Origin of the sequence: Pseudomonas fluorescens (assembly GCF_003732425.1) — a bacterium.
Taxonomy (GTDB): Bacteria; Pseudomonadota; Gammaproteobacteria; order Pseudomonadales; family Pseudomonadaceae; genus Aquipseudomonas; species Aquipseudomonas fluorescens_BE.
In genome coordinates this window covers 598,039-612,962 of sequence record NZ_MOBX01000014.1, presented here as the reverse complement: position 1 = coordinate 612,962, position 14,924 = coordinate 598,039, and the positions used below count along the sequence as shown (strand labels likewise).

The 14,924-nt window shown below is 60.5% G+C and carries 15 protein-coding genes; 13 read left to right on the top strand and 2 right to left on the bottom strand.

From position 1 onward, the window contains the following. Positions 1 to 63 precede the first annotated feature (63 nt). Positions 64 to 759 carry a PA1041 family peptidoglycan-binding anchor lipoprotein gene (locus BK670_RS19955; RefSeq protein ID WP_123452235.1) on the bottom strand — a complete coding sequence of 232 codons (696 nt, stop codon included), beginning with the start codon at positions 757 to 759 and terminating at the stop codon, positions 64 to 66. Positions 760 to 958: 199 nt separating this feature from the next. Between BK670_RS19955 and BK670_RS19950 the strand changes: the two genes are divergently transcribed. From BK670_RS19950 to BK670_RS19935, 4 genes are all read left to right on the top strand, one after another. Beyond that, complete coding sequence (locus BK670_RS19950) at positions 959 to 1,456, top strand: DUF6231 family protein (RefSeq protein ID WP_123452233.1); 498 nt, start codon at positions 959 to 961, stop codon at positions 1,454 to 1,456. A gap of 4 nt (positions 1,457 to 1,460) precedes the next feature. Next, entirely contained in the window at positions 1,461 to 1,937 is a 477-nt protein-coding gene (locus BK670_RS19945) for a YchJ family protein (protein ID WP_123452231.1), read from the top strand. Positions 1,938 to 2,041: 104 nt separating this feature from the next. Continuing rightward, complete coding sequence (locus BK670_RS19940; RefSeq protein WP_123452229.1) at positions 2,042 to 2,536, top strand: LEA/WHy family protein; 495 nt, start codon at positions 2,042 to 2,044, stop codon at positions 2,534 to 2,536. Further along, positions 2,533 to 2,736: an SEC-C metal-binding domain-containing protein gene (locus BK670_RS19935; protein ID WP_034154967.1), complete on the top strand. Its 204-nt coding sequence runs from the start codon at positions 2,533 to 2,535 to the stop codon at positions 2,734 to 2,736. Before BK670_RS19940 ends, BK670_RS19935 begins: the two co-directional genes overlap by 4 nt. 272 nt (positions 2,737 to 3,008) lie before the next feature. On the opposite strand, the gene BK670_RS19930 is transcribed toward BK670_RS19935, so the two are convergent. Next, positions 3,009 to 3,566 carry a cysteine hydrolase family protein gene (locus tag BK670_RS19930; protein WP_123452227.1) on the bottom strand — a complete coding sequence of 186 codons (558 nt, stop codon included), beginning with the start codon at positions 3,564 to 3,566 and terminating at the stop codon, positions 3,009 to 3,011. 146 nt (positions 3,567 to 3,712) lie between these two features. Here BK670_RS19930 and BK670_RS19925 point away from each other — a divergent pair, with 146 nt between their 5' ends. The 9 genes from BK670_RS19925 to BK670_RS19885 all read left to right on the top strand — a co-directional run bounded on the left by BK670_RS19925 (position 3,713) and on the right by BK670_RS19885 (position 14,767). After that, positions 3,713 to 4,357, top strand: coding sequence for a glutathione binding-like protein (locus BK670_RS19925; protein WP_123452225.1), 645 nt, complete (start codon positions 3,713 to 3,715; stop codon positions 4,355 to 4,357). Positions 4,358 to 4,611: 254 nt separating this feature from the next. Next, the gene (locus BK670_RS19920; RefSeq protein ID WP_123452223.1) at positions 4,612 to 7,062 is read left to right on the top strand and encodes a penicillin acylase family protein; all 2,451 of its coding nucleotides are present in this window, start codon (positions 4,612 to 4,614) and stop codon (positions 7,060 to 7,062) included. Positions 7,063 to 7,452: 390 nt separating this feature from the next. Beyond that, on the top strand, positions 7,453 to 8,487 hold the full coding sequence (locus BK670_RS19915; RefSeq protein WP_123452221.1) for a ligase-associated DNA damage response exonuclease: 1,035 nt from the start codon (positions 7,453 to 7,455) through the stop codon (positions 8,485 to 8,487). After that, positions 8,484 to 10,172, top strand: coding sequence for an ATP-dependent DNA ligase (locus BK670_RS19910; RefSeq protein WP_123452219.1), 1,689 nt, complete (start codon positions 8,484 to 8,486; stop codon positions 10,170 to 10,172). Before BK670_RS19915 ends, BK670_RS19910 begins: the two co-directional genes overlap by 4 nt. Positions 10,173 to 10,567: 395 nt before the next feature. After that, positions 10,568 to 11,350 (top strand): transporter substrate-binding domain-containing protein, encoded by a 783-nt coding sequence (locus BK670_RS19905; protein ID WP_007918608.1) that lies wholly within the window; start codon positions 10,568 to 10,570, stop codon positions 11,348 to 11,350. 56 nt (positions 11,351 to 11,406) lie between these two features. Beyond that, on the top strand, positions 11,407 to 12,135 hold the full coding sequence (locus BK670_RS19900; RefSeq protein ID WP_123452216.1) for an ABC transporter permease: 729 nt from the start codon (positions 11,407 to 11,409) through the stop codon (positions 12,133 to 12,135). After that, on the top strand, positions 12,132 to 12,842 hold the full coding sequence (locus tag BK670_RS19895; protein WP_007918610.1) for an ABC transporter permease: 711 nt from the start codon (positions 12,132 to 12,134) through the stop codon (positions 12,840 to 12,842). Before BK670_RS19900 ends, BK670_RS19895 begins: the two co-directional genes overlap by 4 nt. A gap of 28 nt (positions 12,843 to 12,870) precedes the next feature. Next, positions 12,871 to 13,989: a succinylglutamate desuccinylase/aspartoacylase family protein gene (locus BK670_RS19890; RefSeq protein WP_123452214.1), complete on the top strand. Its 1,119-nt coding sequence runs from the start codon at positions 12,871 to 12,873 to the stop codon at positions 13,987 to 13,989. Positions 13,990 to 14,002: 13 nt separating this feature from the next. After that, complete coding sequence (locus tag BK670_RS19885) at positions 14,003 to 14,767, top strand: ABC transporter ATP-binding protein (RefSeq protein ID WP_123452212.1); 765 nt, start codon at positions 14,003 to 14,005, stop codon at positions 14,765 to 14,767. The last annotated feature ends 157 nt before the right edge of the window (positions 14,768 to 14,924 follow it).

Sequence of the window (14,924 nt, the reverse complement as noted above, 5' to 3'; positions counted from 1 at the left end):
ACCGGTTACACAGGAGTAAAGACCCGCATCCGCGACTGCACAAGCCGCAGATGCGAGAGGGGCTTAACGCTGGATTTTGATTTCGGTACGACGGTTTTGCGCACGACCGTCGGCGGTTTTGTTGTCGGCCACTGGCTGGCTTTCACCCATACCGGACACCGAAACGAAACTGGCGCGTGGCACACCCTGCTGGATCAAGTACTCAACCACCGAGTGCGCGCGACGATCCGACAGTTTCTGGTTGTAGGCATCGCTGCCCACGCTGTCGGTATGACCGGTCACGGTCAGTTGCGCCGTCGAGGATTCCTGTTTCAGGCGGGTGGCGACCTTGTCGAGCACTTGCTTGTCAGGGCCGGTCAGCGTGGCTTTATCGAACTGGAAGTGAACATCGCGGATGACAATGGTTTCTTCCTTGACCACTACAGCTTCTTCAACCACCGGCGCAGGGGCTGGTGGAGGGCAACCGTCAGCGTCGACCTGTACGCCTTTAGGCGTACCCGGGCACTTGTCACGACTGTCCGGCACACCATCGCCATCTTCGTCGCCGTCACCGTGTACCCAGCAATAGGCCGCTGCCGTACCACCGACGATCAGCGCGCCGTAGCCCGCCCACGCCGAACTCTCGGTCGCGCCGAGACCGGCACCGACAACACCACCGACCGCCGCACAGGTCGGCCAGTCGGTTTTCTGTAAACCTGCGCAACCCGTCAACACACTGGTTAGCAGAATCAAAGGTAATGCTGTCCGAACTATGCTCATCTGGTTTTCTCCTGAGGGATCGGCTTAGAACCGATTCAGGGAGTAAAGACCGGAGTTTTAATCTCCGCCAGCAATAGGCCACCGCTGTTTGCAAGCGTGTTCACAGGACTTCGGCACATTTGCCGCAAACGGGCGAAACAGGGCTCTTTGCCGCTACCGTCAGGCAGGCTAGTCTTGGCGGTCTGATTGAGGAGCCTTGATGAACGTCGCCATTTCTAAACGAACGCCGCAACAGGCGTTGGCCGCTTTGCTGGATCGTTACGCCCCGGCGCGTCTGCTGCTGATTGGCGCCAGCGAGTTTCCGGCCTTGAATGCCTTTAAAGAGGCACATCCAGATACCGTTGTCGCCCATGCCGCACCGGGCGCACTGCCTGCTGAACTGGCGGCGCAGCGTTTCGACCTGGCGCTGGTGGTCGATTGCCTGGAACATTTGCCCAAGCGCGATGGCCTGAACCTGTTGGGCGGGATTCGCAATCTCAACGCCAGCCGCATCGCCGTGCTGGCGGACCTGTCGGCCAGCGGCTGGCAGGAAACCGACTTCTATTCACTGGCGCTGCAAGCCAGTGAACGTTTTCAACGCGACGAGCAAGTGCTGACCCTGTTCACCTATGATCTGCTTGACTACAAACAAGTCCCCGACTGGCTCAACTCACGGTTCTGGGCCAATCCGGAAAACTTCGGGAAATACTGGTGGTAATGCAATGAGTACAGCCATTTGCCCTTGCGGCAGCGGCAATCTGCTGGAGGCCTGCTGCGGCCATTATCACGACGGCCATCCAGCACCGTGCGCCGAAGCGCTGATGCGTTCGCGCTACAGCGCCTATGTGCTGGGGCTGATTGAGTATCTGGTGGCGACCACCCTGCCCGCCCAGCAGGCGGGCCTGGATCGCCAGTCGATCAGCAACTGGAGCGCTCAGAGCACCTGGCTCGGCCTTGAGGTGGAGAGTTCGGAAGTCTTCGGCGGCCAGCCGGAACACGCCTTCGTCACCTTCACCGCGCGTTGGCATGACAGCCAGGGTGAACACAGCCATCGCGAGCGTTCCTCATTTGTGCAGAACGCCGGGCGCTGGTACTTCATCGACCCGACGGTGCAGTTGAAGCTGGGGCGCAATGACAGTTGCCCGTGCGCCAGTGGGCAGAAGTTCAAGAAGTGCTGTGCGGGGTATTTCGGCGCTTAAGAGCAAAAGATCGCAGCCTGCGGCAGGATTTGCGTTTCCCGTGTAGGCGCTGCCGAAGGCTGCGATCTTTTAGCGGCTAGACTGCCCGCAAAGGGAGTAAAACCATGCTCGGTCGCTGGCGCACACTACATTTTCTGTTTTTGATGCTGATCCTGAACCTCGGCGGTTGCGCGTCGTGGTTCAGCGATGACAGCGTCGATCCCGCCGTGCATCTGGTGAAAGTCGAGGTGGTGCGGGCCAAACTGCTCGAACAGAAATTTATCCTGCACTTTCGCGTCGATAACCCTAACGACAGCGACCTGACCGTACGCGGCATCGAATACCGCATTCATCTGGCGGACATGTTGCTGGCTGAGGGCGAGCATGAACACTGGTTCACCGTCGGGCCGAAACGCAGCGCGTATTTCAAAGTGCCGATCCGCACCAACCTGTGGCCGCGGGTAAAAGACGTGGTGAAAATGCTGAAAAGCTCGAACCAGCAGATTCCCTATCGCTTGCAGGGTGAGATGGAAACCGGTTTATTCATCGCCCACTACGTGCACCTTGAGCGCAATGGCGTGATAATCCCCGCCGATTTAATTCCGGAGCAACACCGATGACCCAGCAACCTCATGTCCATGGCCCTGACTGCAACCACGATCATGACCATCATCACGAGCATGACCATGGCCACGTGCACGGCCCGAACTGCGGCCACGCCCACCAGGAACCGGTGCGCAACGCCCTGAAAGACGTCGGCCGCAACGACCCGTGCCCATGCGGCAACGGCAAGAAATTCAAGAAGTGCCACGGCGCTTGATGCTCTGGGCGAAAAATCACTTCGCCTGACCTGACGCCTTCGCGAGCAGGCTCGCTCCCACAGTTGACCGCGTTCTTTCAGCTGGAATGCAATCCCTGTAGGAGTGAGCCTGCTCGCGATGAGGCCGGCACATGCAACAACGTTGTCGCCTGACAGACCGCTATCGCGAGCAGGCTCACTCCTACAGGTAAGCGGGTTTCTTCAGTTGTAATGCAATCCACTGTGGGAGCTGGCCTGCCAGCGATGGCGGCGGGAGATTCAACAGAGATTTGTCAGCCAGCCGCCAGAATCTGTGCACAGCTGACCACCGTCGCATACTCACCGTGCAAATTCCCCAACGACATCCCGTGCACCTCTTCAGCTGTGCGCAGCGTGCCGAAATAATCAGCCTTGTCGAAGGTAAAGCACGCATCCTCCGCCACCCACGCATCAAACCCCAGATTCCCCGACGTGCGCGCCGTCGATTCCACGGAGTTGTTAGTGGCCACGCCGACGATGACCAATTGCCCGATCCCCGCCTCTGCTAACCGCACCGCCAACCCGGTGGCACAAAACGCATCCGGCACTTGTTTCTGAATCAGCCATTCACCGTCCTGGGGCAAAAACCTTTGCTGAAATTCCACCCCGTCCTGCTCCGGCCAGAACACCGAATCCGGCTCACGCGACAGATGCTGCACATGAATCACCGGTCGCCCGCTACGCCGCCAAAGCCCCAGCAAATCAAGGATTCGCTCTTCCGCCTGCGGATTATTGCGCCGCCCCAAACGTGGCTGCAGGATGCCTTTTTGCTGGTCGATGATGATCAGTGCAGCGTTGCCCTGAAGCTCCATGGCGATTTTTCTCACGCGAGGTCATTGAATTCTGCGCAGTTCAGCATCACCTGTTCTTGTTGAGCAAGCTATCGAACGCACACGGGACGACCTGACGCCGGCGTTTGCTGTCCGCACGCAAGTCCATTTCAGTTTTGGAGTTCTCCATGATCGACCTGTATTACTGGACCACCCCCAACGGCCACAAAATCTCCCTGTTCCTCGAAGAAGCCGGCCTGCCGTACAACGTGCATCCGATCAACATCAGTCAGGGCGAGCAATTCCAGCCGCACTTCCTGAAGATTGCCCCCAACAACCGCATCCCGGCCATCGTCGATCATGAGCCGGCCGATGGCGGCGAGCCGCTGTCGTTGTTCGAATCCGGGGCCATTCTTTTGTATCTGGCGGAGAAGACCGGCAAGTTCCTGCCCAAAGACCTGCGCGGTCGACAAACGGCGCTGCAGTGGCTGTTCTGGCAGATGGGCGGTTTGGGGCCGATGGCCGGGCAAAATCATCACTTCAGCCAGTTCGCCCCGGAGAAAATCCCTTACGCGATCAAACGCTACATCGACGAGACCGCACGTTTGTATGGCGTGCTGAACAAGCAACTCGCCGATAACGAATTCGTCGCCGGAAGCGAATACAGCATTGCCGACATGGCGATTTACCCGTGGATCGTCTCGCACAAGTGGCAGAGCCAGAACCTTGAGGACTTCCCCCATGTGCTGCGCTGGTTCAACCACATCAAGGATCGCCCGGCGACGGTGAAGGCGTATGCACTGGTGCAGAAGATCAATCCACCCAAATCCTGAGGATCGCTGAGGAGCCCTTTGTGGCGAGGGAGCTTGCTCCCGCTGGAGTGCGAAGCGCTCCCAAACCAGACACCGCGATTTATCAGACGAACCGCGATGTCCGGATGACGACTGCTGCGCAGCCGGCGGGAGCAAGCTCCCTCGCCACAGGTTTCCTATAAACGCAGAAATAACTCTGTCGTCCGCTTGCGCGGCACCCTCCTGCTCACTAACGTAGCGCCTTTACTGACGCTACCCCCCGCAGGAGCTTTGCCATGGCCTCGCCAGCCCTCACACATTTTCTTCCCCGGTTCGGCGTTGCCGCAGCAGTGGCCGGTGTTTTGGGCCTGTCCGGTTGCCAGACCTGGAACGCTCAGGACACCCTCCCGCCGACCTCCGGCGTGCAACCGCTCAAGGGTCTGGCGCAGAACGTGTCGGTACGTCGCAATGCCATGGGCATGCCGTTGATCGAAAGCAACACCTTCCACGACGCACTGTTCAGCCTCGGCTACGTCCACGCCAGTGATCGCATCAATCAGATGGTGACCTTGCGCCTGTTGGCGCAGGGCCGTCTGGCGGAAATGTCCGGCGCGTCGATGCTCGACGCCGACCGCTACATGCGCGCGGTCAATCTGAAGAAAAGCGCCGGCGAGCTGTACAAAGCCTCGTCGCCCCGCCTCAAGCGCTTCTTTGAAGTCTATGCGCGGGGCGTCAACGCCTACCTGTTCCGCTACGCCGACAAACTGCCGGGCGACCTCGCCTCCAGCGGCTACAAGCCGGAATACTGGAAACCGGAAGATTCGGCGCTGATTTTTGCTCTGTTGAATTTCAGCCAGTCGGCCAACCTGCCGGAGGAAATTTCCTCGCTGGTACTCGCGCAAACCGTCACCAGCGACAAGCTCGCCTGGCTGACGCCGTCCGCGCCTGACGAAAACCTGCCACTGGCCGAGGCCGACAAGCTGCAAGGGCTCAAGCTCAACGGGCAGATCCCGGGGCTGACCGAGCTGAGCAATGCCAGCCAGCAACTGTCGGCGCTGACCCTGCTCGGCACGACGTCTTCGAACAACTGGGCAATCGCCCCGCAACGCAGCCGCAGCGGCAAGAGCCTGCTGGCCAGCGACGCCCATGGGCCGCTGGCCGCGCCATCGCTGTGGAGCTTCGTGCAGATTCGTGCACCGAAATATCAGGCTGCCGGCGTCACCGTTGCCGGTTTGCCACTGGTCCTCGGCGGTTTCAACGGCAAAGTCGCGTGGAGCATGACCAGCGTGCTCGGCGACAACCAGGATCTGTTTCTGGAAAAAATTCGTCGCCAGGGCAGCAGCCTGACCTACGAGGTCAACGGCAAATGGCAACCGCTGGGCGTACGTAACGAAACCTACTTCGTCAAAGGCCAGCGGCCGATTCGCGAAGCGGTGTACGAAACCCGCCACGGCGCGTTGCTCAACAGCGCTCAAGCCGCGGCGCAAGGCAACGGTTTCGGCCTGGCCTTACAGACCCCGAGCTTCACCGACGACAAGTCGCTGGATGCATTTTTTGATCTGACCCGTGCGCAAACTGTTGAACGCGCCTCGGATGCCAGCCGTGAAATCCGCGCCATTGCCCTGAATCTGGTATTTGCCGACGCGAGTAACATCGGCTGGCAAGTCACCGGCCGTTTCCCGAATCGCCGCGAAGGCGAAGGCTTGCTGCCGTCGCCGGGCTGGGAAGGCCGCTACGACTGGGACGGTTACGCCGACCCGATGCTGCATCCGTACGATCAGGATCCGGCGCAAGGCTGGCTCGGCACCGCTAACCAGCGCGTGATTCCTCACGGTTACGGCATGCAACTGTCGAACTCCTGGGCGGCGCCGGAACGTGGCGAGCGCATGGCGGAACTGGCCGGCAGCGGCAAGCACGACAGCCGCAGCGTGATCGCCATGCAGTACGACCAGACCACCACCTTCGCCGCCAAGTTGAAGAAAGTCTTCGAAGCGCCGGGCATGAAGCAGCCGCTGAAACAGGCGATCGATGCTCTGCCGGAAGCGGATCGCAGCAAGGCGCGCGAAGCGTTCACGCGGTTGATGGCGTTCGACGGCAAGCTCAGCCCGACGTCGGCGGACGCGGCGATCTATGAGCTGTTCCTGCAGGAAAGCATGAAGCAGATCTTCCTCGACGAACTCGGCCCGGAATCCAGCCCGGCGTGGAAAGCGTTTATCGCCAATGGTGATTTGTCCTACGCAGCGCAGGCTGACCATTTGTTGGGACGCGAGGACAGTCCGTTCTGGGATGATCTGCGCACGCCACAGAAAGAAGACAAAGCGGTGATTCTCGCGCGCAGCCTCGCAGCAGCGATCAGCGCGGGCGACAGCCAATTGGGCGGCGACCACCGCGCCTGGCAGTGGGGCAAGCTGCACAGCTATGCCTGGAAGAACAGCAATGGCCAGACCGTGCGCGGACCACTGGCAGCCGGTGGTGATCACACCACGCTGAACACCTCGGCGTTCGCCTGGGGTCAGGATTTCACCACGACGCGCGCGCCGTCCATGCGTTTCATCGTCGACTTCGGCCAGGCCGAACCGCTGATGGGCCAGAACGGTACGGGGCAGTCGGGTAATCCGGTGAGTCCGAATTACCTCAATGGCATCGATGCGTGGTTGAAGGGGCAATACATCGGTTTGCCGATGCAGCCGCAGAACTTTGACCGGGTGTACGGCAAAACTCGTTTGACCCTTACTCCCGGCAAATAAGCTGCAGATCAAAAGCCCCTCACCCTAACCCCCTCCCATAGGGAGAGGGGACTGATTGGGGGTTGCTGCAGACTTACGCCGACCTGAACGAGCATTGCCGAATCTATAATCAACTCGGTTTCTCAGGTCGATGTCACTCGCCAGACACCTCGGTCGCCTCAAAAAGAGAGAGACTGATCGGGGATTGCTGGAGTCATACGCCGACCTGAACGAGCATTGCCGAATCCATAATCGACTCGGTTTCTCAGGTCGATGTCACTCGCCAGACACCTCGGACGGCCCCCTCTCCCTCCGGGAGAGGGCTGGGGTGAGGGTTGCTCTTCAAAGTCGATAGAACTTCCAGACAGGCGCCAGCCTCATAGCTAACAAGCCCCCCATTCTGGTAAGGACATGGACCTTGTTATCGCCCGCCCCGAGGGTCTGTACTGCCCTGCCGGAGATTTCTACATTGACCCGTGGCGCCCCGTCGAGCGTTCGGTCATTACTCATGCCCACGGCGATCACGCCCGTAGCGGCAACCAACATTACCTGGCCAGCAGCGCCAGCGAAGGGATTCTGCGCGCGCGCCTGGGTCAGGACATCAACCTGCAAACCCTCGCCTACGGCCAGCGCCTGACGCACCACGGTGTCACCCTGAGTTTTCATCCTGCGGGCCACGTGCTTGGTTCGGCACAAGTGCGTTTGGAGTACGGTGGCGAAGTCTGGGTAGCCTCCGGTGACTACAAGATCGAACCGGACGGCACCTGCGCCCCGTTCGAACCGGTGCGTTGCCACACGTTCATCACCGAATCGACCTTCGGCCTGCCGATCTATCGCTGGCAGCCACAGGCGCAGGTGTTCAGCGAGATCAACCAGTGGTGGGCGGCCAATATCGCGGCCGGCAAGGCCAGCGTGTTGTTCTGTTACTCGTTCGGCAAGGCCCAGCGGATTCTCCACGGCATCGATGAAACCCTCGGCCCGATCCTCAGCCACGGCGCGGTCGAACCGCTGAACCGGGTCTACCGCGAGGCCGGCGTGTATTTGCCGCCGACGATCTACGCCGGAGACGTGAAAAAGAACGACCCGATCATGCGCCAGGCCTTGGTCATCGCCCCGCCTTCGGCCGGAGGCAGCAGCTGGATGCGCCGTTTTGGCGAGTACAGCGACGCATTTGCCAGCGGCTGGATGCGTTTGCGTGGCACCCGACGGCGGCGCGGCGTTGACCGCGGTTTCGTGCTCTCCGATCACGCCGACTGGCCCGGCTTGCTTTGGGCTATCGAGCAGACCGGCGCGGAACGCGTCATGGTCACCCACGGCTCGATCGGCGTACTGGTGCGGCATCTGCGCGAACAGGGTCTGGATGCCCAGGGGTTCAACACCGAATACGGCGATGACGAAGAAGAAAACCTCGCCACCGAACCGACCATCGCCGAGATGCCCGCATGAAAGCCTTTGCCGAGCTATACGCCGAACTCGACGCGACCACCTCGAGCAACGCCAAACTGGCGGCGATGCAGACTTACTTCGCCCAAGCCGAACCGCATGATGCCGCATGGGCGGTGTACTTTCTGTCCGGTGGCCGGCCCCGGCAACTGGTCCCGGTGAGAATTCTGCGCGAGCTCGCCGTCGAGGTCTCCGGCCTGCAACCGTGGTTGTTCGAGGAAAGCTATCAAGCGGTCGGCGACCTGGCGGAAACCATTTCGCTGGTGCTCGCGGAAAACCCGCACACTTCCGACGCCGGCCTCGCCGAGTGGATCGAAGACAAACTGCTGCCGCTGCGCGGTGAAACCGCGGAATACCTGAGCCGCCAATTGCCTGCGCTGTGGGCGCAACTGGATCGATCGAGCCTGATGCTGTGCATCAAACTGATCACCGGCAGTTTCCGCGTTGGTGTGTCAAAGCTACTGGTCACCCGAGCCCTGGCCTCGATGGCCGGGCTGGACAGCAAGCGTGTGGCGCAGCGTCTGGTCGGTTACACCGATCTGTCCAACCGGCCGAGCGCCGCCAGCTATCTGAAGCTGATTGCGCCTGAATCCAGCGATGAACATGCCCAGCGTGGCGGTCAGCCGTACCCGTTCTTCCTCGCCCATGCCTTGTCGCAACCGGTGGAAGAATTCGAAACGCTGATCGGCCCGGCCAGCGATTGGCAGATTGAGTGGAAGTGGGACGGCATCCGCGCACAAGTGGTCAAGCGTGAAGGCCGGTTGTGGATCTGGTCGCGGGGCGAGGAACTGGTGACCGAGCGCTTCCCGGAACTGGATGTCTTGGTGCACGGCTTGCCCGACGGCACGGTGATCGACGGCGAAATCGTCGTGTGGAAAAGCACGCATCCCCGCACTGAAGACGCTTTCGATCCGCAATCGACCGAACCGCCGGCGGTGCAACCCTTCGCCCTGCTGCAACAACGCATCGGCCGCAAAACCCTCGACAAGAAAATCCTCGAAGACGTGCCGGTGGTGGTGCTCGCCTACGACCTGCTGGAATGGCAGGGTGACGACTGGCGCAACCAGCCACAGATCAAACGCCGCGCGCAGCTGGAAGATGTTATCGCCCGCTGCAACAGCCCGGTACTTTTACCCTCGCCGGTGCTGACCGGCAGCGACTGGCTCGACCTCGCCCGTCAGCGCGAAGCCTCACGGCGACTGGGTGTCGAAGGCATGATGCTCAAGGCACGCGACGCGTTGTATGGCGTCGGCCGGACAAAGGACATGGGCGTCTGGTGGAAGTGGAAAGTCGACCCGTTCAGTGTCGACGCGGTGCTGATTTACGCGCAGCGCGGTCATGGCCGCCGGGCCAGTCTGTACAGCGATTACACCTTCGCCGTGTGGGACGGCCCGCCCGAGTCGAGCCAGCGCGCGCTGGTGCCGTTTGCCAAGGCCTATTCGGGGCTGACCGATGAGGAGATGCGCCAGGTCGACAGCATCGTGCGCAAGACCACCGTGGAAAAGTTCGGCCCGGTCAGCAGTGTGAAACCGAGCCTCGTGTTTGAACTGGGTTTCGAAGGCATTGCCCTGTCGCGGCGGCACAAGAGCGGGATCGCCGTGCGCTTTCCACGGATGTTGCGCTGGCGCCAGGACAAAACCGTGGATGAGGCCGATAGCCTCGCCACCCTGCAGGATCTGCTGGCCTGACCCCTTTTCCCGGGACAGTGTTTTTGGGAACAGCTCACTTGCCTGGATCACCTGTGGCGAGGGAGCTTGCTCCCGCTGGAGGGCGAAGCACTCCCCGGCATTTTTCCAGACATACCTGGATTGCAGGTTATGCGACTGCTGCGCAGCCGAGCGGGAGCAAGCTCCCTCGCCACAGGAAATCACCGTTCCAGGTCGGGTTTTGATCCGAAACAGTGCAACGAAATCGCCATGCCCATTTCCGGGCATGCAATCCTCTTCGACGACCTCTCTCCAACCTTTTAAAACACTTGTTCGGGACTCTGGTTCGGAAATTGCTACTTTCTATAGGTCGTACGCGTTCCAGTAACAATAATTCTGCGCCACAAGCGCTCATATTGGTTCTTAGGGATTGAATAATGAAAAAAGCATTGCTGACCCTTTCTGCACTGGCGTTGTGCATGGCCGCCGGCTCCGCGCTGGCCAAGGAATACAAAGAGCTGCGCTTTGGCGTTGACCCTTCGTACGCACCGTTCGAGTCGAAAGCGGCCGACGGCAGCCTGGTGGGCTTCGACATCGACCTGGGCAACGCGATTTGCGCTGAACTGAAGGTCAAGTGCAAGTGGGTCGAAAGTGACTTCGACGGCATGATTCCGGGCCTCAAGGCCAATAAATTCGACGGTGTGATCTCGTCGATGACCGTGACCCCGGCCCGCGAAAAAGTCATCGACTTCTCCAGCGAGCTGTTCTCCGGCCCGACCGCTTATGTGTTCAAGAAAGGCTCCGGCATCACCGCCGACGTTGCGTCGCTGAAAGGTAAAACCGTCGGTTACGAGCAAGGCACCATTCAGGAAGCCTACGCCAAAGCCGTGCTGGACAAGGCCGGCGTGAAAACCCAGGCCTATCAGAACCAGGATCAGGTGTACTCCGACCTGACCTCCGGCCGTCTCGACGCCGGCATTCAGGACATGCTGCAAGCCGAACTGGGCTTTTTGAAGTCGCCACAGGGCGCCGACTATGACGTCAGCAAGCCAGTCGACAGCGAATTGCTGCCAGCCAAAACCGCTGTCGGTATTAAGAAAGGTAACACTGAGCTGAAAGCGCTTTTAGATAAAGGTATCAAAGCGTTACACGATGACGGCAAATACGCCGAGATTCAAAAGAAACACTTTGGCGATCTGAATCTGTACAGCGGCAAATAATGCCCCGGCGCCCATCCTCGATGGGCGCCTTTTCCATCCGCTCAGGTTGCTGATTTATGTTCGAAAACCTCTTACAAAATCTGGGGCTTGCAGCCTTCAGCCTCAAGGGTTTTGGCCCTTTGCTGTTGGAAGGCACCTGGATGACCATCAAATTGTCGGCGTTGTCGCTGCTGGTGGCCGTGTTGCTCGGCCTGCTCGGCGCCAGTGCCAAGCTGTCAAAAGTCAAACTGGTGCGCCTGCCCGCCCAGCTCTACACCACGCTGATTCGCGGGGTGCCGGACCTGGTGCTGATGCTGCTGATTTTCTACAGCCTGCAAACCTGGCTGACGACCCTGACCGATTACCTGGAATGGGAATACATCGAAATCGACCCGTTCAGCGCCGGGGTGCTGACCCTCGGCTTCATTTATGGCGCGTATTTCACCGAAACCTTCCGTGGCGCGATCCTCGCCGTGCCGCGCGGTCAGGTGGAAGCCGCCACCGCGTATGGCCTCAAACGCGGCCAGCGCTTTCGCTTCGTGGTGTTCCCGCAAATGATGCGTTTCGCCCTGCCGGGCATCGGCAACAATTGGATGGTGATGCTCAAGGCCACCGCGCTGGTGTCGATCATCGGTCTGGCCGATCTGGTCAAAGCCGCGCAGGACGCCGGTAAAAGCACTTATCAACTGTTCTACTTCCTGGTCCTCGCCGCGTTGATCTATCTGCTGATCACCAGTGCCTCGAACGTCATTCTGCGCTGGCTCGAACGCCGCTACGCCGCCGGTGCCCGGGAGGCCGTACGATGATCGAACTTCTGCAGGAATACTGGCGCGCCTTCCTCTATACCGACGGCCAGAACATCACCGGGCTGGCGATGACGATGTGGCTGCTCAGCGCCTCGATCTTCTTCGGTTTCCTTGTATCGATTCCATTGTCGATCGCGCGGGTTTCGCCGCACTTCTACATCCGCTGGCCGGTGCAGTTCTACACCTACCTGTTCCGTGGCACGCCTTTGTATATCCAGCTGTTGATCTGCTACACCGGGATCTACAGCCTCGCCGCCGTGCGTGCGCAGCCGCTGCTCGACAGTTTCTTTCGCGATGCGATGAACTGCACGATCCTCGCCTTCGCCCTGAACACCTGCGCCTACACCACGGAAATTTTCGCCGGGGCGATCCGCAGCATGAACCACGGCGAAGTCGAAGCGGCCAAGGCTTACGGCCTGACCGGCTGGAAGCTCTACGCCTACGTGATCATGCCTTCGGCGCTGCGCCGTTCGTTGCCGTATTACAGCAACGAAGTGATCCTGATGCTGCACTCGACCACCGTGGCCTTCACCGCGACCATCCCCGACATCCTGAAAGTTGCACGGGACGCCAACTCGGCTACCTTTCTGACCTTTCAGTCGTTCGGCATCGCCGCGCTGATCTACCTGACCATCACCTTTGCGCTGGTCGGCCTGTTCCGCCTTGCCGAACGCCGATGGCTGGCCTTCCTCGGGCCGACTCACTAGGCCCAGCTCAGGAATAAAGAGATAAACAATGCGCCACCTGATTCATGACTTGCTGGCCCCGCTGCCGGGGACCGCACGACAGATCCACAGCTTCCACTTCGGCCCGGAGCAGGCCAAGGGCAAGGTCTACATCCAGTCCTCGCTGCACGCCGATGAACTGCCCGGCATGCTCGTGGCCTGGCACCTCAAGCAGCGTCTGACGGAGCTGGAAGCCGCCGGGCGCCTGCGCAGCCAAATCGTGCTGGTGCCGGTGGCGAACCCGGTCGGCCTCGAACAAGTGCTGATGGACGTGCCGCTGGGCCGCTACGAACTGGAGAGCGGGCAGAACTTCAACCGCTGGTTCGTCGATCTCAGCGAAGAAATCGGCAACGCCATCGAGGGCAAGCTGAAGGATGACCCGCAGCACAACCTCGAACTGATCCGCACGCATCTGCGCGACGCCCTCGCCCGCCAGACCGCCAGCACGCAACTGCAATCCCAGCGTCTGACCCTGCAACGGTTGGCCTGCGACGCTGACATGGTGCTGGACTTGCACTGCGATTTCGAGTCCGTGGTGCACCTCTACACCACGCCCGAAGCATGGCCGCAGGTCGAACCGCTGGCGCGCTATATCGAAGCCCAGGCGAGCCTGCTCGCCACCGACTCCGGCGGTCAGTCGTTCGACGAATGCTTCACCCTGCTGTGGTGGCAATTGAAGGAGCGCTTCGGCGAACACTTCGAGATTCCGCTGGGCAGTTTCTCGGTGACCGTCGAGTTGCGCGGCCAGGGCGACGTTACCCATCCGCTGGCCAGTCGCGACTGCCAGGCGCTGATCGATTACCTGATCCAGTCCGATGCGATTGTCGGCGAGACCAAACCGCAACCGCCGTTGCCGTTCCCCGCCACGCCGCTGGCCGGTGTGGAACCGGTGACCACCCCGGTCGGTGGTCTGCTGGTGTACACCGCCACGGCGGGGCAATACCTCGAAGCCGGACAACAGATCGCTGAAATCATCGACCCGATCCACGATCGGGTCACCCCCGTTCATTGCACCAGCGCCGGCGTGATGTACGCCCGCTCGCTGCGACGCATGGCCACTGCCGGCATGGTCATCGCCCACGTCGCGGGCGCTGAAGCCTATCGCAGCGGCTACCTACTTTCGCCTTGAGGATGTCTGTCCCATGTACAAACTGACCGTTGAAGGCCTGCACAAAAGCTATGGCGACCATCAGGTGCTCAGAGGCGTTTCGCTCAAGGCCAAGACCGGCGACGTGATCAGCCTGATCGGCGCCAGCGGCTCGGGCAAAAGCACCTTTTTGCGCTGCATCAACTTTCTCGAACAACCCAACGACGGCGCCATGAGCCTCGATGGCCAGGCGATCCGCATGGTCACCGACCGCCACGGCATGCACGTCGCCGACGCCGATGAACTGCAACGTCTGCGCACGCGCCTGGCGATGGTGTTCCAGCATTTCAACCTGTGGAGCCACATGACTGTGCTGGAAAACATCACCATGGCCCCGCGCCGGGTGCTGGGCTGTAGCAAACAGGAAGCCGACGATCGTGCGCGGCGTTATCTGGACAAGGTCGGCCTGCCGGCGCGGGTGGCGGATCAATACCCGGCGTTTCTCTCCGGCGGGCAGCAACAGCGCGTGGCGATTGCCCGGGCGCTGGCGATGGAGCCGGAGGTGATGCTGTTCGATGAACCGACTTCGGCGCTTGATCCGGAATTGGTGGGGGAAGTGCTGAAGGTGATTCAGGGGCTCGCCGAAGAAGGCCGGACCATGATCATGGTGACCCATGAGATGAGCTTCGCCCGGAAGGTGTCGAGCCAAGTGCTGTTTCTGCATCAAGGTCTGGTGGAAGAAGAAGGTGCGCCCGAGGATGTACTCGGCAACCCGAAAAGCGAACGCCTGAAGCAATTCCTCAGCGGCAACCTGAAATAACGCCGCCGTGCGGCTCATGTAGGAGCTGCCGAAGGCTGCGATCTTTTGATCTTGCTTTGTAGAGATCAAGATCAAAAGATCGCAGCCTTCGGCAGCTCCTACACGGTCACCCTGATTAAACCTTTCGCCCACTGATGTGGTCACTGGAAGAACCCCC